Genomic DNA, 18,564 nt, shown 5'->3' on the forward strand with positions numbered 1-18,564 from the left:
TTCGTCAAAAACCATTTCAGCTAATGTTCATCACGACGACATCGCGCACAGCCCGCATTTCGCTGAAGGGTAGGATGAGTCTGCCTTGTGCATCAGTCTTGTACAATCGTGTTTCAATCTCTTCCGCCGGCACTACAAGTACATGTTGAATTTCCCCTGTCGTCGTCTCGATGACAAAGTTATCAATCATCCCCAAGATCTGTCCGTCGTTTGTCATTACGGTTTTACCCTTCAATTCCGTGATGAACTTTCTCATTACAAGCACCTTCTATAATGATTTTTTTGATAGCTGGTAATATGAATGATATTGTCCATATTTAGCTTTATCTCATGGTATCTGGGTAACTCAGCATATCTGGATGTGACATGTGGTGGTATCGCTTTTTTAAAAAAATTCAAATCATTTTGTGGTGGTGTTCGAGGTTCTCTCGTTGTGGGTATCCCTCAATACCCTAGTCGTCGAACCATGAAATAATCTTAACTGGTAGCTTACATTCGACATAAACGATACGGATGAGTGAATGCTGGACGATAGAACGGAAAGATTTATTAGCTGAGCTTCTTCTTAAGCTTCTCCCGAAGGAGATCAAATAAGTCTCACGAAACGGGTCGTTACCCATGGGTTTAAGCCATAGGCTTCATTACCAATCAAAAGAAAGTGCCTTCGTCAACATCGCTGGCGACTACCGATATCTCAGCGAGGGGCACTACGAGAGCATCGAAGCCGAAATACAGGGAATCCCTGTTTATCCACGAGTGAAAGAAGCGCTCGATGCGTATGTTGTCCCATTATGTATGGAGAGAGCCAAACGGGCTGGTATTCCCGTTCCGGAATACTATATCTCAAACGGATTTTTTGAGCCCCCTGCGATCATTTATCCCATCAATCCCTTCATGCGACGACACAGTGTTGTTTATAAAGAGGGGCATGTGAAGACTATCAGCAAATCGCTGACAAGGAATTACAAGTATCCAATACTTGTCCAGAGAATCAGAGAGGATGCATCGATCAGGGAATTCAAATGCATTCTCGGCACTACGACAACCGATGAATTCGAAAAGATCGCCGATCGAATCTGGAATCTCTTTCACCTGCCAATTTGCAAGGTGAGGGTTATCGAGGACGGCGAAGTCATGCTCAGCGCAATCGAGCCATTACCACTCCACCAGCTCAAGAGCAAGGAGCTGAAGCTTCTCAGGAAGGCGAACGAATGGCAAATATAGCGTGCTTCGTCGAGCGCTATACGATTAATCGATCGGAGGAACTCAACGCTCTCACGAATTTCAAGGTCGCAGCGCTCAACCTAGGGCATCGTTTTGACTATATTTTCAGGTCGGACATTCACAGGATTCCTGAGTTCGATGCACTCTTCATCAGATCAACGACCGATCCGATGAACGCATCATACGTCGCATCGCGCATCGCGGAAATGAACGGTCTTACAGTGATCGACGATCCCGATTCGATCATCATCTGCTGCGACAAGATCAATATGTATCTTAGACTGCAGAGGAGTGGGCTGAAAATTCCAGAGACACGCTTCCTCGACAAGAACACACTGAATGTCGATGCCGCACAAAGGATTTTCGAAGAACTCGGATGTCCAGTTGTATTGAAAGCACCGTTCAGCAGTTTCTCGACTTACGTCGAGAAGGTTGAAAATCTGCACGAGTTCTACGAGACCGCGAGAAGATACTTCCGAAGAACGAGTGCCATTGTTGCGCAGCGCTTTGTCCCTTCCAACTTCGACTGGCGTGTTACAACGCTGAACGGAGAAGTGCTTTTCGTCTGCAAATATATCATGCCGCCAAGCAGCTGGAAAATCCAGCATAGGGAGAACGGTCATGTGACGTGGGCGAGAATCCAGGCGATGGATCTGAACGAGGTTGATCCGGAGCTAATCGAAACGGGTATCAAAGCATCCGCTGCGATTGGCAAAGGCCTTTATGGGGTTGATATTAAGGAAGTCGATGGGGAATACCTGGTCATCGAGGTCAACGACAATCCTAACATCGATGCGGGTGGCGAGGACGCAAAGAACCCAGAGGTCTACGAGAGGATCATACGGTACCTAGCTGGTGAGTGAAAGTTGATCAGAACAGCGTCCCCTCAGGATATTCCTGAGATTCAACGACTCGAGGACGAGTCTTTCACCGACGATGCCTTTTCACATCAACGAATAGCTTATCTCATTAAAAAAGCAAAATCGGCAACGCTGGTCTATGACAATAGCGGAATCCGTGGTTATATTCTTCTGCTATTCAGAAAGGATACATCAGCTGCTCGCGTTTACTCGATCTGCGTTCACCCTGCGTATCGTAAAATGGGCATAGGAGCGGCGCTGATGCGTGCCGCAGAGAAACTGGCCAAGGAACGAAAGTGCACGAAGATGACGCTCGAAGTCAGTGAATCGAATTCCGATGCAATTGCATTCTATCGATCACTCGGATTCGAGACGATCAGAAAGCTCGAGGATTATTATCGTAAGGGAGTCAACGGACTGAGAATGGAGAAGATGCTTTCGTGATCCGGAAATGCTGGAAACGGGTATTCACCTGTAAGCGCCAAGTTCTTCCCAGCCAGTTTTTGCCTTCTGAAGTGTGTGGCCGATACTCTCGTACTGCTTCATGATATCCTTGTCTGTTGACGGTCGAACGATCTTGAGCGCCGCTTCGAAATGACGCATTTCGACCTGGCATGCATCTTTATTTTCTCTCAGCGCGTTCATCGCAGCTTCTCTACAAAGATTCTCGAGGTCCGCTCCGACGTACCCCTCAGTCCTCGCGGCGATCGACTCGATATCGACGTCTTTCAACGGCATCGATCGCGTATGAATCTTCAAGATCGCGATCCTCGCTTCCAGATCAGGCACCGGTATCAGAACAAGACGGTCGAACCTTCCAGGTCTGAGAATCGCAGGATCGACGATGTCTGGACGGTTGGTTGCGGCGATGACGGTGACCCGATCGAGACTCTCGAGTCCATCCATACTCGTCAGCAGCTGGTTGACGACCCGCTCAATAACCTTCGTATCGCCGCTAAGGCCCCGCTTCGGTGCGATTGCATCGATCTCATCAAGGAAAACGATCGAGGGAGCAACCTGCTTCGCGCGTTTGAAAATCTGGCGAACTGCCTTTTCGCTCTCTCCGACCCACTTGCTCATGATCTCCGGCCCTTTAATCGAGATGAAGTTCGCCTTCGACTCCGTTGCCACAGCTTTGGCGATCAGCGTTTTTCCAGTACCAGGCGGGCCATAAAGAAGAATCCCCTTCGGTGGCCTGATGCCCATCCTACGGAAGGCTTCGGGGTTTTCGAGGGGCATCTCGACCATCTCTTTTAATTGCTGTTTCACATCTTCGAGTCCGCCGATGTCGTCCCACGTAACTCTTGGGATTTCGATGAGCACTTCTCTCATCGCGCTCGGCTCAACTTCTTTGAGAGCTTCATCGAAGTCTCTTGCGGTCACCTTCATCTTTTCTAGCAATTCTGGCGGAACGGGCTTGTCGAGATCGAGTTCTGGCACATAACGCGCAAGGCATTTCATAGCGGCCTCCCTTGCAAGAGCTGCGAGATCCGCTCCCACGAAACCATGCGTCACACTCGCATATTTATCAAGGTCAACATCCTCAGCAAGCGGCATCCCGCGCGTGTGGATCTGCAGTATCTCCTTTCTACCTTCCTTGGTTGGAACGCCAATCTCAATCTCTCGATCAAACCGCCCAGGTCTTCTCAACGCAGGATCGAGCGCGTCCTCGCGATTCGTCGCACCAATGACGATGACCTGCCCACGCCCCCCGAGCCCGTCCATAAGTGTCAGCAGCTGAGCAACGACTCTCCTCTCCACTTCGCCCTGAACTTCCTCACGTTTTGGCGCAATCGAATCGATCTCATCGATGAAAATGATTGACGGCGCATTTTTTTCCGCCTCCTCGAACTTCTCACGCAGTTTCTGCTCACTCTGGCCGTAATACTTGCTCATGATCTCTGGACCCTGGATCGCGTAAAAGTTTGCGCCGGCTTCGTTCGCCACGGCTTTGGCGATCAGCGTTTTTCCGGTCCCTGGTGGACCGAAAAGCAGGACGCCTTTCGGGGGATCGATGCCAAGGCGGTCGAAAAGTTCGGGGTGCTTCAGGGGTAATTCAATCATTTCGCGGACCCTTTGTAATTCATACTCGAGGCCGCCGATGTCATCGTATGTGACAGATGGTGTTACGACCTCTGTTGTCTCAACTGGTTCTGTTTTTACGGAAAGTTCGGTGTGCTCCCCCACGACGACCACACCTGACGGTTGCGTATTGACGACGATGAATGGCAGGAACCCGCCCATCAGTGCGATGTTCGGGATGATGATCTCGTCGCCCTTGATAAGCGGTCTGTTAATTAGTCCCTTTCTGAAAAGCTCCTCAACACCCTGACCGAATCTGACTTTCTTCCCTTGGGGGATTTTCGGTGCGACAACAACCTTTGACGCTGGTTGCGGATCCGCTCTGGAGACAGTGACCTTCTCCCCGATCGAGACGCCAGCGTTTGACCTGATCATTCCATCAATACGAATGATGCCCCTCCCCTCGTCCTCCTGAGACGCCCTGAATACCTTCGCGACAGTCTTCTTCTTTCCAACGATCTCAATCACGTCTCCGACTTCAACGCCCAATTCCTTTCTCGTCTTCGCGTCGATTCTTGCCCTTCCGAGTCCAACTTCCGATTGATGCTGAGCACGAGCCACTCTCAGGGTTACGGACTCTGCCATATTACCCCCACGTTCTTTGACTGCACAATGTTTCAGCGGGTCTTAAACCTTCCTAACCTCTGGCTCTTCTTAATCATCCCAAAATTCCGATTTTGAACGCAAAGGATTAATGCGGGGTTAAAACATGAGTCCCGAACATGCAGATGGATGCGGAGTGTGTGCCCTGCCTGCTCGGCCGCGTGCTTTACGAAACCCGCCTTTGCGCTCCTGATCGAAAAGAAGAGGTGATGGCAGAGTGCCTGAAGATCCTCTGCGAGAAATTTAAGATCGGTGTGAATTCGGCCGAGGTGGCGACTCATGTGCATCGGCGAGCATACGAACTCCTTTGCCCTGATCCATATAAAGATCTGAAGAGAAAGAGCAATCTGGCCGCGATTTCAATTTTCGAGAGAGCACGATCTTATGTGCATTCTGCTAACGATAAATTGAAAGCCGCTTGTTTATGTTCAATTGCCGGCAATGTCCTTGATTTTGGCATTCGTGCGTCGGTAGAAGGACCCGAGTTGTTTTCGAACGCATTCGAATCGATCGTTGCGCAAGGACTTGACTTGGATGACACTCCCAGAATGAAAAGAATTCTTGACGGGGCAGACAACGTAATTTATCTTTTCGACAATTGCGGAGAAATCGTTTTCGATAAGTTATTGATCGAGCAAATCAAGTCTTTTGGAGTGAAGGTGATAGGCATCGTCAAGGGGGAAGCGATCCTGACCGATGCGACGCAAGAAGATGCGATTGAAACTTCAGTCGCATCCCTCGTTGACGATCTGGACACAACAGGTATGTTTGCCATTGGCATCGACGTTTCCAGAATGTCTGCGGAGCTCAGGAAAAAATTCGAAAATGCAGACCTCATCGTTTCGAAGGGAATGGCAAACTTCGAAGCACTTTCAGATCACGCGTTCAAGCCGATTGCATATGTTCTCCGAGCGAAATGTAGACCAGTTGCGAGGGCCATAGGCGCGAAAGTTAATGACAATGTCGTGAAAGTCATTGAATAATGATCGATCCTGTCGGTGTTAAGCGATGAAAATTGAATCCATTGATTTCAACAAAATAAACCTCGAAAGGGAGGAACCTTTCCGAATTGCGACGGGTGTTTCGAAAGATACAGTCAATTTTTTGATCAGAATTCATGCTGGCGACATTGATGGCATAGGCGTGGCCGTGCCAAATTCTGTCACGAGGGAAACAGCGGAATCGATTGAGCACTCGATTTTGAAAATTCGAGGCATACTCATCGGTCGCGATGCCGAGAATATCGATGAAATTCATGAAATCCTACGCAAAGAAATCTCAGGGAATCCTGCGGTTGAATGCGGAGTCGACCTCGCAATTTACGACCTCATTGGAAAATCAAAAGGGCTTGAGGTCTGTGAGATGCTCGGCCGAATGCGCGATTGCATCGAAACATCGTTGACGATTGGCATAGAGGATCTCGAAACATCTGTTAATAAAGCGGTGATTGCTGTCAAGTCAGGCTTTCGCGTTCTCAAGATCAAAACTGGGTTGGATGTCAATGGAGATATTCGTCGGATTAGGACAATCAGGGATGTTGTCGGCTCAAAAATTAGGTTGAGGGTTGACTGCAATCAAGGGTATAGCTTTGAAGAAGCGAAGCGATTTGTCGAAGAGCTTGATTGCCTAAATATCGAATTCGTCGAGCAACCAGTTTCTGCAAGCGATTTCGAGTCGATGAGAAAACTTTCTTCGATTTCATCGATTCCAATCATGGCCGATGAATCCGCCAAGACACTGGATGATGTGAATCGGATTATCAGGGAGAATTGTGCATCGATGATCAACCTCAAACTTGTCAAATTTGGCGGAATTTACCCGGGCACGATTGTTGATGCGATCTGCAAGGATCACGATATCAGCATTCAGGTCGGCTGCATGTCGGAATGCGAGGCGTCAATCGCTGGTGGTCTTCATTTTGCTCTTTCAGGTAAGGCAGTTAAATACGCTGATTTGGATTCGCACTTTTCTTTCATGAACGATCCGACAAAGGGCGTCGAGTTTAAGGATGGCAGGCTTTATACCAGTGGATTTCCAGGTCTTGGCATCGATTTGATCAGGGGTGAGAATTGAGAACTATCGATCGAGGACGGAAAGATTCGATTGAATCGATCGATGTGTTTCCTTGTGCCATCTTTTTATTACTTCCGCGCATATCCATATTCAAACGCTTATCCCGGAGGCGATCTGTTGATGCAGAAAATTAGACAGGCAGTCGTACTCGCTGGCGGCGAGGGCACGCGGTTGAAGCCTCTGACGAACACGAGACCAAAGCCGTTGCTACCAATTCTCGATAGGCCATGTCTCGAGTACGTAATCGAATCCCTGTCGAGGGCTGGTATTGATGACATTTTCTTGACATGCTCATACAGGTCTGCAGACATCGTCGCCGCCATTGGAAATGGCGAGAAGCTCGGTGCCCGCATCATCTATTCTTTCGAGGAAGAACCGATGGGGACCGCTGGCGCTGTTAAGCTGCTAGAAGAAAAACTTGAGGAAACGTTTGTCGTTGCGAGTGGGGATGTCCTTGCAGATGTCGACATAAAATCGCTCATCGAATTCCACGAGCGTCGTGGCGCGGATGTCACGATCGCCCTTACACAGGTGGAAAGACCTGAGGAATTTGGTATCGTCGGTTTAGACGATCAGGGCAGGATTTTGAAATTTAAGGAAAAGCCTTCGCCACAAGAAGTCTTTTCGAATCTCATTAACGCTGGAATTTATGTATTGAAGAAGGAGACCCTCGAGGAGATTCCTTTTGGCGAAAAATTTGACTTCTCGAGGAATCTGTTTCCGAGACTCCTCGCAGCGGAAAAGAAATTATTTGGACTCAGGATTCCTGGATTCTGGAAGGATATTGGAAGACCTTTTGATCTTTTAGAGGCGAATCTCAAAATGGCGGAGCGAACGCACGCGCAAACGCATTCCTTTGACGAATTGACGCAACTGGGTGATCGTATGATCAAGAGGAGCGCGAAGATTGTCGGTAGCTCGTACATCGGTCGGAATGTCTGCCTTGGCGAAGGGAGTGTAGTGTCTTCAACGGTGATCGGAAAAGAAAGCGTGATCGGCGATGGGAGCGAAATTGTCAACTCCTTGATACTGGGCCGCTGCCAGATTTCAGATAAATGCGTGATTAGTGAAAGTATTCTCGGAGAAGGATGTGTTATCGGCCCAGGCGTGAAAATCGTGAGAAGCGTGTTAGGCGATGGCATCAGGATCGAAGGTCCGCTTTCACTTGAGGGCGCTGTGAGAGAATGAGTCGGGCGATTCGGCGCGATCGATCTTGAACGCTTCGATTAAATAGTTCTGCAGGGATTGCCGCGGGGTGAAGGCGAAACACGAAGCGGCCCTGATCGCGTCAAGCTTCATCTGGGGCACCTCATTCGTTTCGGCGAAGATCGGTGTCGAACATGTCGACCCATTTCTTTTTTCGCTTCTTCGCTTCGCTCTCGCATCGTTCGTTCTTCTTTTAATTTTGATTGTGACAAAGAGATTCAGCTGGCGACTCTTTGAGAACAAACTCATCTGGGCCATTGCGGGATTCAACGCCGTCGCGCTTGAACTGCAGCATCTTGGCATGACGATGACGAGCGCGACGAATGCGGTGCTTCTCATCGACATCAATGTCGTTTTCGTCGCGATCATCGCTTTCTTCATTCTTGTTGAAGAGATTTCTAAGAAGGTTATTTTAGGTCTGGCGAGCGGTCTCATTGGCGTCGTGATCGTCTCGACGAATGGCGACCTGTCAGCAATCCTCACTGGAAGTTTCCTCGGAAATGTGATGGTCTTTTGTGCCGGCGTTCTCTGGGCATTCTATATCGTTTATCAGAAAGAGGTTCTCATGAGGGAGCAGGATATCCTCCTTGTCACCTGCGCTGTCATTCTTACGACAACGATCATCCTGCTTCCTTTGACCTTTCTCTTCACTGGTGATTATCAAATCGATGTACCTGGTGGTGTGAGCGCGATTTATACCGGTATCATTTGCACGAGCCTCGCCTTCCTTCTTTACAATTATGGGCTGAAAGGAATGGGAGCGACGATGGCCTCGATTATTCTTCTGCTCGAAATCATTTTCGCGATGATCTTCGCCTTCCTCATTTTACAGGAAATCCCGACTGTCGCTACTTGGATCGGAGGAGGATTCATCATCTTTGCTATTGCTGTCATATCGATGAACCGAAATAGAAAATGAGGAATGATGTTGGCGAATCGATTAGGATGTGTATTTGGCTAGCACTTCTGCGGCCTTTTCTGGCTGGTCGACGCCTATCGCAATTTCTTCCCTCGGTGTTCTCGCGCCGAGGATGAAAATCGACTCGATGTTAATACCTGCCCTTGCCAGTTTTTTCGTCAATTTTGAGAGCTCCCCGGGCCTATCGCTCAGGGAAACAACAAGCACGTCTCTTTCGGAGAACTCGAGTCCCGCATTTTTTAGTGCGCTTCTTGCACTGTTTTCATCATCGGTGATGACGCGGATCATTGGCCGATTCGAGCCGAGATCAGTCGAAATACCGCGAATATTCACCGAGTTTTTCGCTAGAATTTCCGCAATCCAGGCCACTTCCCCAGGCCTGTTTTGCACATAAATTTCGAATTGCCTCATCATCATTAACAAACATATTGATCCTCCCTGCTAAAATAGTCTCCGGCTCTGTTATCGGGAGAATGGCAAAGAAGTTAATAGAATCATCAGCGATGCGTTGTCAATGAAATCCTTCCGATCAATCAGCGCGATTACTGTCAACTGGAATAAGCCCGTCGAGACAGTACGGTGCATTAAATCATTAAAAAATGGAGGGATTGAAGATATCACGATCTTCGTTGTCGATAACGGCTCTGATGGCAATGATATTGATCTCATTAAGCAAGAGGTCCCTGAAGTTGAGATCATCGAAATGGGTAGGAATGTCGGCTATGTAAAAGGGATCAATGCGGGTATATCGAAAGCTATGGAAAACAAGCCGCCTTCTCTTCTGATCATTAACAACGATGCCTACGGCTCGCCAGGTTTTATCGCTGAGCTCATCGATGGTATGAAGCGCCATCCGAATGCTGGTATCGTAGGACCAAAGATCCTCTATCCCGATGGGAGAAAAATCTGGTACGCCGGTGGTGAATTTAATGAATGGTGGGGATACAGCAAGCATCCACTGATGGATTCCGAAGACGATGGTGATCAGAAAGATAGAAAGGTGGACTTCGTGACAGGGTGTACAATGCTCGTTCGGAGAGAAGTTTTCGAGAGAGTCGGATTTTTCGATGAAGATTATGATATATACGCTGAAGACCTCGATCTTTGTCTCCGCGCTGCAGAAAGAGGTTACGAATCTTGGTATATACCTTCCTCGGTGGTCTATCACGAGGTTTCGAGTTCAACCGGGATTGCTGGCTCAAATCTCATGACGCCGCTCAGAGCATACCACTACGCGAGAAACATGTTTCTTTTGATTTCGAAGAGAATCAAAGGAGGAAAATTCATCACATGCATCATTGGACAGTTCGCAATCAGCTTTCCCTATTATTTTTGTCTGATCGCGATGCAAAAGATGAAAGGAGCTCATCTGGCCTACGTTAGAGGAATGGTCGATGGCTTAAGATTCATTGTGGGAGGGAGAAAGCTCCTTGAAGATTAGCGCCTTCTTAGCACCGATCCGCCAGAGAATCGCATCCTTCTTTTCACTCCACTTCCGCGGGATGCGCGATGTGCTGCCGATTATCGTTGTCGGTCTACTCGTGAGGTTAATTGTGGCGCCATGGACCTCCTGTCCATATGACATTTATCCCTTTTACAGGGCATCAGTCGACATGCTGTCCGGTGCAGGTGTTTATGGGCATGCTTATCTTTCCTATCCTCCTCTATCTGCCATTGTCTTCTATCCGTTCATCGCAATATTGTCGCTATTTCTTGACCCATCGAACTTTGGATCTGTCCAGTATTCCATGGTTGGTGCCGCGCAAATCACGGGCATGCTCGTTCCTTTCGTAACTCATCCCCTCTTCAACCTGTCCTTCAAGCTCCCTTTGATCATTTCAGATCTTCTGCTTGGCATCACGCTTTATCGATTTGTGCGCGAGAGAAGAGGCAAGGACTCAGCGAAGAAAGTGTTTATCTTATGGTTTCTTAACCCGCTTGTTATCTGGATCAGCTCTATCGCAGGCCAAATCGATGTATTGCCAGCATTCATGACCCTGATCGCATTCATCAGTTTTTACCGGCGCGAATATCTGTTCGCAGGTCTGGCTCTTGGCATTGGGATCTTCCTCAAGCTTTACCCGATTTACCTCTTTATTTTCTATTTAACATTCCTCTTCTGGAAAGAGTTTGATAACCGGCATGTGCGGGCGAGCCTCCTGAGACTTGAGGGGTTCTACACGATGTTGATCGGAGGCCTGATAAGCTTGATCGTCGTCCTTCCCTCTCTCTTAACCTCAGACAAAATGCTTGACTTCATCTTCAGGAGGACGGGATCAACGAACTATGGTGGGTTGAATTTTTGGTTCTTCGTTCCTGCGCTTCCCAGCGAGGGTCTCCTACCAGATATTTTGCCAAGTGTCATCGGCCTTCCGACCTTTGTTTTCATTCTCATGATTATTCTGATTTTTCTAGCCTCCATTTTAATTGTAAGGCAATACACCCGAAAAAAGATTGACGAATTGAATTCGATGACTATCGGCAATCTCGTTGTGATCGGCCTCATCATGTTCCTGCAGCCAGTCACAAACCCCCAGCACATGCTCTGGCTCTTCCCAGTGTTGTCGATCGCGCTTGTCGACGACAAACGCTGGGAGAGGAAGCTTTACCTCTTAACGATTCTCGCGCTTCTCTATTTCATATGGCTTCAGTCGGCATACGCTTTGATTTATCCTGCGGCGATCTATGGTAATCTCATGAATCTTGAGTCTCTCAACACAACAATCATCAATTATTACATGACCACTGGCATTCTCTCGAGAGAATCGCTCGTCATCGCGTCGGCGATGCTCGGCGGTCTCACTGTCCTATCCATTATACTTCCAAAGAAGTACGACTTTATCAATCGAATTTGGGATCGATTAATTTCAATTAAAAGGGGGAGAAAATGAGTCGAGGTCATCTTTTGTTCTCACTCTTCGTCATTTTTCTTTTTCTCGGAGGTGCGTTCATCCAGGGCGGTGTCGCAAGGCCTCATATCGACCTTAATATCGAGGTCTCAGAGGGTGAGCAGGTTCAACTCAATGTCTCGTACGCACTAAGTGGGTCTCGATTTTATGGCGATTTCAACATCGTCTGCTTTCCCATATCCAAACTGAGATTCGATCGAATTTACTTATTCGATGATTCAAGATACGTCGACATTTACCTTTCAAGGTGCGTCCACGGTCTCTATGATCACTTGCGTGCGGAGATCGATCTTTTAAACGCGGAGAACGAGGTCTCGATTGTCGCACTCGAATCCCTGCTTGAAGTCTTTTCTGGCAATCCTGCGACCGTCGTTCTTGCCGGGGGGATTCCCAACGGAACGGATTTCGCCGATCTTGCGCTTCAATGGGTCGAAAGAGGCGGGGTCTTGATTACCCTGGGGAATGAATCAATCCCTTTCCTCGCGAAGGAATCTGAGGGAGGAGTTAATGAAGAAGGATTTCTCGGACTTCGATTCTACCCCCTTGATTTTCTTGGCGGTGATCGTATGACACCATCGAGCGTCGCCGAGGCGCTCGATTTCAGGTTCATCGCCCCCATCATGGGGATTGATGTTGCAGATGTTGAGCATTATGGCGGCATGGTCATCGGTTATTATTACGAGAGGAATCGCGTCCTCACATCCGCGGCGCTCTTTCACATCGGCGATGGAGCGCTCATCGTCTTTTCGAGCCCGATCTCTGTCCCTTATATAACAAGTGCTGAGGATGCGATCGCCTCCGACATTGCGAAGATCGTTGTGAGCCAGCTCCAATGGATATCTGGACCAATCGTATTCGAGAATGCGAAGGGAGAGCCCGGCAAGATCAGTGGCGTTATGCATGTGACATTCGAGAATCCACGATTCATTTCGGTTCTCGCTCTTTCAACAATTGACACCATGGTGATCTACGCGAGAGACATCATTGATATTCACGCTTATTAAAGAGAAAATTTCTTGGTCGATTCAGCTATTTCCCAGATATGTTTGTCAGATCGGTTGAGCGCGACGTGCACCGTCGCATACATTCTCGCGATCGCCTCGAGAGTGATCGTCGCTGTAACTTTGTCGATTTGTGATCGATGCTCCTTGCAGAATGAGGCAAACGCCGGCATGAGGTACGAGAGATTCCATGTCGGGACCGTGAAGTTGAATCGCTTCTTCATGTACATCTCGCCGATATTGACCCTGATTCTCTGCTTGAGAAACTCTTTGATCGTTTCTGGTCCCTTGTTATAAACGATCGCCTCCGGTACATACACAACTCTGTACCCACGCCTTTCGATCTCCATCCTTATCCAGTCCTCATCAGTATTCGTGCCCTTTGGAAGCTGAAATCCGAGATTGCGGAAAGCGATGAGTTCTCCCGTTTTCGGCGCGATCAGGGAGAGACGATGGTGGAGGTCCCAGAGCATCCTCACAGCAAAACCGGTAATTGTTTCCGGTGAATTGATAGGGACGGGATGACCGCCTGTCATGCCGACGTGATCATCGTTGAAGGGCGAGAGCAAATACGAAAGGGTATTCTCCGCGAGGATGTTATCAGCGTTCACAAGCACGATGATCTCTCCCTTACTTTCTCTGATGATCAGATTGACGGCGGAATATTTCCCCTCCCTCTTTTCCTGAACGATGAGTCTGACACGCTGATCTTTCTCCATATACTTTCTAACGATTCCATCGGTCCGGTCGGTGCTGCCACTCGAGACGACGAGAATCTCATCGATCCTGAAATCTTTCACGCGCTGCGACGAGATCGCGCACAGTGAATTCTCAATGTTTTTTTCCTCGTTATGAGCGCAGACGCCTACCGTCACAGATCGCATCGACTCTACAAGTCACACTCTCAATAGATAATTTTCGTTTGAAACGCAGATCAACCAGCATCGATGCTGCATCCGACGGTATCGTAAAAAGCGGATAAACCGAAACCGATGAACATCGGCACGAGCTGGAGATCTGGGAACTCTGAAGCAATGATGTAGAAGAGGCCAAGGTTGATGAGGTATCCACTGAACGCCGTGAACATGATTTGCATGCCTTTGATCAACCCTGCCTTCTTTCTTCTCCCTGCAAAGAACTCGTTGGCGACGACGACATAGCCGACTGCGAGAAGAAACGAGATGACCGTCGGAAAAATTCCTAACGTGTGCCAGGGCTGACCAGTCATGGTGAGAAACACGATCGTTGTCAGAATTCCGAGGATGAATGCAGCGAGAAATCGGCCAAGCATGCTCAACAAAAAGAATGACGTTGCTGCGGCCAGTCCTTTACCGAAGATACCGCATTGTCTCATGATTGATAGAACGACCTTTGCGTCGAGTTTCGATGAACCGCCACGTCGCTCTCCGAACTCAAACTCGATTTCGGAAATTTTTGTCCATTTAGGAGAAAATTTGAGGATGTCAAAAAGGATTTTGAAGCCCCGTCGCTCGAACTTCTCATAATTTTCAATCACGATTCTCTTGCAGAACTCAGTTCTCCCGCCGAAGAAACCGCTCATCGTGTCCCTTGATCTCTTTTTTCTCCTCACCCGTAAATATAAGGACGCGAGGCAGTGCGCACCCCACGACGAGATTTTTCTCGTGAACGAGAGTTTTCTTTTGTTTTTCCTGACGCCAACAACGATATCATTTCCTTTTCTCAGCGCGCATACGATATCCTTAATTGCCTCGGGTGGATGTTGAAAATCGGCATCAAGGACAACGAAGTAAGGCGTCTCCGACAAAAGAATGCCTTCCATGACGCTCGCTGTCAAACCGCGGTCTTCTCGCTCTCTCTCAATTAGCGAAACCTGACTATGGAGTTGCGCGTATTCCTTGACTTTTGTTTGTGTGCCATCCGTTGACGAGTCGTCGACGACAAGGATTTTTGTCGATGGGTAAAGGGAGGCAAGGGATTCGAGCATCGGTATAATGTTTTGTACTTCGTTGAGAGTCGGCAAGATTATCGTGACTTCATTGCCAATACTTGATGAGATTTTCATTTCTCACCCTCTTCATCTTATAATTTAAATAAATATCTTTGCAAATTTCCTAACAGTAGTTGACGCACGGTATTGTTCGATTGAGAAACATCTTGGTACTTGATTCTTTTTGTTGTTATTCATTGATTTTAACAATCCGTCCATCGACCATGTGACATATCATACCCATCATTTCATTGAGACCTTCAATCAATTCTCCAATGTATATTTTTTTATCAAAAATAATAGGGGTAATTCCCGCCAAAGAAGACCTTAACTTTCCAGCCAGAGGCACGATCAATGCGGGTGAGGTTATTCGCTTCAAAGTCCTAGTGCCGTTCAATGATTGTTTCCACCTTCTACCTATGAAATATATTCTTCTTAATTATCTCTCCAGGAATTAATGTTATCATTGCATCAAGAATCTTTGAAATGAACCGTATTTCTAATAATAAATAAGCCTAATTGAAAGCATCGTGTAAAGTTGTAAAGGTTTTACATACTTGCTATTAAGTGGATGTTGTAATGATGCGATATCGAAATGTTTCGATCGAATTACCAGCACATCCCTTCATACTCCCCGCAGGCTCTACTCGGGATGATGCCACGGCCATCAATAACGATCTTGCCCGCATAATCAAGGTCAATAAATTCCTCGTAATCTGTCAATATAATAACAACTTCTGAATCATTAATAACATCCTGCGGGCCATCTCTATAATCAACTTGCGGGAAAATCGCACGCATATTTTCTTCTGAAATGGGATCATATGCAATGATATCTACATTTTCATTTATCAGCTCAGGAATAATTCTTATTGCACATCCGTCTCTCACATCAGAAGTTCCCCTCTTGAATGATAGGCCGAGGATCCCGACTCTTCTAACTTTCTTATCTTTTATCTTATTCTTAACCAAACCAATTAATTTTTTTGTTTGCATCCTATTCAATTCAACAACGCTTTTCAGGAGTTTTGGATTATATCCTCTCCTGTTCATTAAGCAGATTATTGCAGTCAAATCTTTCTCGAGACACGGGCCACCGAAGCTCATTCCCGGCTTCATGAAATACTTCGAGAATCGATGATCAAGAGCAACGGCTTCCATGACCTTTCTACCATCTATTCCCAAAACTTTGCACATGTTACCAATTTCATTGGCAAAAGATATCTTCGTCCCTATGAACGCGTTCGAGGCATACTTTATCATTTCTGCAGTCTTCAAATCAACTCTAATTCTTGGAATATTCTGATCGAATACGCTGTAAATCGACTCTAAAGAATCACCAGATCTCTTGTCAAATTCACCTATAACGATTCTGTCTGGTTTAAAAAAGTTACAAAGTGCGGTACCTTCTGAAAGAAACTCAGGACTCATACAGATTCCGAAATCTTTCCCTGCTCTCTTTCCTGATCGCCTTTCGATTATCGGAATTATTTTATTTTCGGTCGTTCCAGGAACCACAGTGCTTTTAATAACTACAAGGTGTTCGTCTTTTTTCATGAGATTCTTTCCAATCTCCCTTGCTGCCCCTAATACGAATTTCAGATTTATACTCCCGTTCTTATTAGATGGTGTTTGTACACACACAAATGTTGCATCCGAGTTCTCAATCGCATAATCTATGCTCGTAGTGGCTTCAAGTCTTCCCTTATCTAAAACTTCCCGCAATGCTTCATCAATTCCCTTTTCTTGCATTGGCGAAATACCCGAATTTATCATTTTTACCTTATTCACATCGACATCGACGAGAATAACCCTGTATCCAAAATCAGAGAATCCTACGCCAAGTGAAAGTCCCACGTAGCCAGCTCCAATAACAGACAATGTTCTCATTTTTTCATCTCCCTAATCCTAAATAGTACATGCTCCAAGATCTCTCTATTATGTTTGATCATCGATGCTAGGAGGCCCATAATCATTATTTGAAAGCCTATGACCACCAGTATTGATATGAGCACGAGGGTCGGATAATAAGGCGATACAGAGCCTGTTATGAAAAACTGTATTATGATTTTCAAACTCAATAATAAACCAGCCAAGACTAAAAGTGACCCCATAATGAAGAATGCCTTTAGAGGCTTATAATTAAGATAAGTTAACAAAACTGTCGCTCCTGCTTTCTTTCCGTAATTCCACACACTCGAAATCAGTCGTGATTTCCCATCTCTTTTTCTGAATTCCACGGGCACTTCCACGATTTTCAATTTTTTATAGGCAGATTGTATAATTGTCTCCTGCGTATATGTGTATTCCGACGAGATACTTAACATCATTGCCGCCCGTCTGGAGAAAGCTCTAAACCCAGTTTGGGCATCAGAAATGTGAATACCCGAAAGCTTGCTTGTCACAAAGGTCGCAATCTTGTTCCCCATTTTCTTTGAAAGTGGCATGTGGTCTAATTTATCAATTTGTCTGTTACCGAGTACAATATCGGCTTCTCCATCTAGTATGGGTCGAATCAATTTCGGTATTTCATTTGGATTATATTGGTTATCAGCATCAATATTTACGATTATGTCCGCACCAATTTCAACAGCTAAGTTTAGACCTTCTTCGAAAGCCTTCGCGAGTCCTAATCTCTCTTTTCTGCTAATTACGTAATCCGCACCAGCATCTCTCGCGATCTCAGCCGTTCTGTCGGTTGAACCGTCCTCCATCACTATGACTTGGACTTCGTCGATTCCATCGATCTTTCGAGGGATGTCTCTTATAACATTACCAATCGTTCCCTCTTCATTATGAGCTGGAATCATCACTATCAATTTCATGGGTCTAGTTCCACAATTCAAATTTCATAGATAACTCTTTTCTCATCATTATTAACACATGAAAATGTGGTGTAGGATGAGTCTTGAAATTGTTCCCATAGAAAAGGTCTTCTGATAGAAACACGATAATTAACTTGTAATCGCAGGGTGATTTTTGGTGAAGATAGGAATAGTCACTAATAGCCCCCCCTGGACTGGCATAGGACGTTATGCGGCTACGATTTATTCGCATTTGCGAGATACCTGTTTATACGATTTTTCTAATATCTATCTTGATTGGAATAATCGTTCTATAATAGATGTGAAGGATGAACCGAATGTCGCTCCGAATGGAGATAGGAGTATTCATCTTCCAGGGATAAAGTACCTGTGGTATGCAAGTGTAAGATCAAAGATACCACAATGTGATCTTTATCATCTCACTAATCAGAATTTGTCTTTCCTGAAATTGCCAAATAATGTGGATTCCTCATTGAAGGCAGGTATTATTGCTATGATCTTTTGCTGGGTCATTCAACATTGTTCCGATATCCAGGATCGTAATTATGGATTCTCATCTAGCAATTAAACTCCGCAGTTTGATAGTCAAATTGCCTTATTTCGGGTAGCATTCATCAAATGTGCTATCCTTATATACGCTCGTATAAGATGGCCATGAGCAAAATTAGAAGCTTAAGCCTTGATTTGTGATATTTTGTTAACTAGGGAGTAGCACGAACCCCAAAATCGGTCTATTGAGTGTGTCTTTGTTTAAATTTTAGGTTTCCTCAATTGGGCATTTTTTATGAGTTTCAACGAACTAACAAAAGTAAGAACATTCGTACTTTGAATTTAGGGAATGGCCACCTTATTAAAATCATCATATTATAGACTCGTTCTACTGCAATCTTATA

17 protein-coding genes are annotated in these 18,564 nt (G+C 46.3%); 10 read left to right on the forward strand and 7 right to left on the reverse strand.

Annotated features, from left to right (window positions below; genetic code table 11):
- Positions 1 to 16: 16 nt before the first annotated feature.
- Entirely contained in the window at positions 17 to 256 is a 240-nt protein-coding gene (locus H5T41_06835; protein ID MBC7108483.1) for a PRC-barrel domain-containing protein, read from the reverse strand.
- 362 nt (positions 257 to 618) lie between these two features.
- Here H5T41_06835 and H5T41_06840 point away from each other — a divergent pair, with 362 nt between their 5' ends.
- The 3 genes from H5T41_06840 to rimI are packed head-to-tail and all read left to right on the forward strand — an operon-like array spanning position 619 to position 2,528.
- Positions 619 to 1,224, forward strand: a complete 606-nt coding sequence (locus H5T41_06840; GenBank protein MBC7108484.1) for a RimK-like ATPgrasp N-terminal domain-containing protein — start codon at positions 619 to 621, stop codon at positions 1,222 to 1,224.
- Positions 1,212 to 2,087, forward strand: coding sequence for a RimK family alpha-L-glutamate ligase (locus H5T41_06845; GenBank protein ID MBC7108485.1), 876 nt, complete (start codon positions 1,212 to 1,214; stop codon positions 2,085 to 2,087). The genes H5T41_06840 and H5T41_06845 overlap by 13 nt, the downstream gene beginning before the upstream one ends.
- A gap of 3 nt (positions 2,088 to 2,090) precedes the next feature.
- Positions 2,091 to 2,528, forward strand: a complete 438-nt coding sequence (gene rimI, locus H5T41_06850; GenBank protein MBC7108486.1) for a ribosomal protein S18-alanine N-acetyltransferase — start codon at positions 2,091 to 2,093, stop codon at positions 2,526 to 2,528.
- Positions 2,529 to 2,552: 24 nt separating this feature from the next.
- Here rimI and H5T41_06855 read toward each other — a convergent pair whose 3' ends face one another.
- The gene (locus tag H5T41_06855) at positions 2,553 to 4,751 is read right to left on the reverse strand and encodes a CDC48 family AAA ATPase (GenBank protein MBC7108487.1); all 2,199 of its coding nucleotides are present in this window, start codon (positions 4,749 to 4,751) and stop codon (positions 2,553 to 2,555) included.
- A 137-nt stretch (positions 4,752 to 4,888) separates the two neighbouring features.
- On the opposite strand from H5T41_06855, the gene H5T41_06860 reads away from it, so the two are divergent.
- From H5T41_06860 to H5T41_06875, 4 genes are all read left to right on the forward strand, one after another.
- A complete protein-coding gene (locus H5T41_06860; GenBank protein ID MBC7108488.1) occupies positions 4,889 to 5,752 on the forward strand; it encodes a DUF89 family protein in 864 nt (287 codons plus the stop codon).
- Between the two features lie 25 nt (positions 5,753 to 5,777).
- Complete coding sequence (locus tag H5T41_06865; protein MBC7108489.1) at positions 5,778 to 6,842, forward strand: dipeptide epimerase; 1,065 nt, start codon at positions 5,778 to 5,780, stop codon at positions 6,840 to 6,842.
- Between the two features lie 117 nt (positions 6,843 to 6,959).
- Positions 6,960 to 8,030 (forward strand): NDP-sugar synthase, encoded by a 1,071-nt coding sequence (locus H5T41_06870; GenBank protein ID MBC7108490.1) that lies wholly within the window; start codon positions 6,960 to 6,962, stop codon positions 8,028 to 8,030.
- Between the two features lie 67 nt (positions 8,031 to 8,097).
- Positions 8,098 to 8,967 (forward strand): EamA family transporter, encoded by an 870-nt coding sequence (locus H5T41_06875; GenBank protein MBC7108491.1) that lies wholly within the window; start codon positions 8,098 to 8,100, stop codon positions 8,965 to 8,967.
- A gap of 21 nt (positions 8,968 to 8,988) precedes the next feature.
- Here the strand turns inward: H5T41_06875 and H5T41_06880 are convergent, their stop codons facing one another.
- Positions 8,989 to 9,384: an ACT domain-containing protein gene (locus H5T41_06880; GenBank protein MBC7108492.1), complete on the reverse strand. Its 396-nt coding sequence runs from the start codon at positions 9,382 to 9,384 to the stop codon at positions 8,989 to 8,991.
- 97 nt (positions 9,385 to 9,481) lie between these two features.
- Here H5T41_06880 and H5T41_06885 point away from each other — a divergent pair, with 97 nt between their 5' ends.
- Genes H5T41_06885 through H5T41_06895 form a run of 3 tightly spaced genes read left to right on the forward strand, consistent with a single transcriptional unit; the run spans position 9,482 to position 12,880 of the window.
- Complete coding sequence (locus tag H5T41_06885; protein MBC7108493.1) at positions 9,482 to 10,408, forward strand: glycosyltransferase family 2 protein; 927 nt, start codon at positions 9,482 to 9,484, stop codon at positions 10,406 to 10,408.
- The gene (locus H5T41_06890; protein ID MBC7108494.1) at positions 10,398 to 11,858 is read left to right on the forward strand and encodes a DUF2029 domain-containing protein; all 1,461 of its coding nucleotides are present in this window, start codon (positions 10,398 to 10,400) and stop codon (positions 11,856 to 11,858) included. Before H5T41_06885 ends, H5T41_06890 begins: the two co-directional genes overlap by 11 nt.
- Positions 11,855 to 12,880, forward strand: a complete 1,026-nt coding sequence (locus tag H5T41_06895; GenBank protein MBC7108495.1) for a hypothetical protein — start codon at positions 11,855 to 11,857, stop codon at positions 12,878 to 12,880. The genes H5T41_06890 and H5T41_06895 overlap by 4 nt, the downstream gene beginning before the upstream one ends.
- Here H5T41_06895 and H5T41_06900 read toward each other — a convergent pair.
- From H5T41_06900 to H5T41_06915, 4 genes are all read right to left on the reverse strand, one after another.
- The gene (locus H5T41_06900; GenBank protein ID MBC7108496.1) at positions 12,877 to 13,761 is read right to left on the reverse strand and encodes a glycosyltransferase; all 885 of its coding nucleotides are present in this window, start codon (positions 13,759 to 13,761) and stop codon (positions 12,877 to 12,879) included. The two genes, H5T41_06895 and H5T41_06900, sit on opposite strands and share 4 nt — an antisense overlap.
- Positions 13,762 to 13,811: 50 nt before the next feature.
- Positions 13,812 to 14,921 (reverse strand): glycosyltransferase, encoded by a 1,110-nt coding sequence (locus H5T41_06905; GenBank protein MBC7108497.1) that lies wholly within the window; start codon positions 14,919 to 14,921, stop codon positions 13,812 to 13,814.
- 534 nt (positions 14,922 to 15,455) lie between these two features.
- A complete protein-coding gene (locus tag H5T41_06910) occupies positions 15,456 to 16,736 on the reverse strand; it encodes a UDP-glucose/GDP-mannose dehydrogenase family protein (GenBank protein ID MBC7108498.1) in 1,281 nt (426 codons plus the stop codon).
- The gene (locus tag H5T41_06915) at positions 16,733 to 17,671 is read right to left on the reverse strand and encodes a glycosyltransferase family 2 protein (GenBank protein ID MBC7108499.1); all 939 of its coding nucleotides are present in this window, start codon (positions 17,669 to 17,671) and stop codon (positions 16,733 to 16,735) included. The genes H5T41_06910 and H5T41_06915 overlap by 4 nt, the downstream gene beginning before the upstream one ends.
- Positions 17,672 to 18,564 lie beyond the last annotated feature (893 nt).

This window comes from Methanomassiliicoccales archaeon (assembly GCA_014361295.1).
Lineage (GTDB): Archaea > Thermoplasmatota > Thermoplasmata > Methanomassiliicoccales > JACIVX01 > JACIVX01.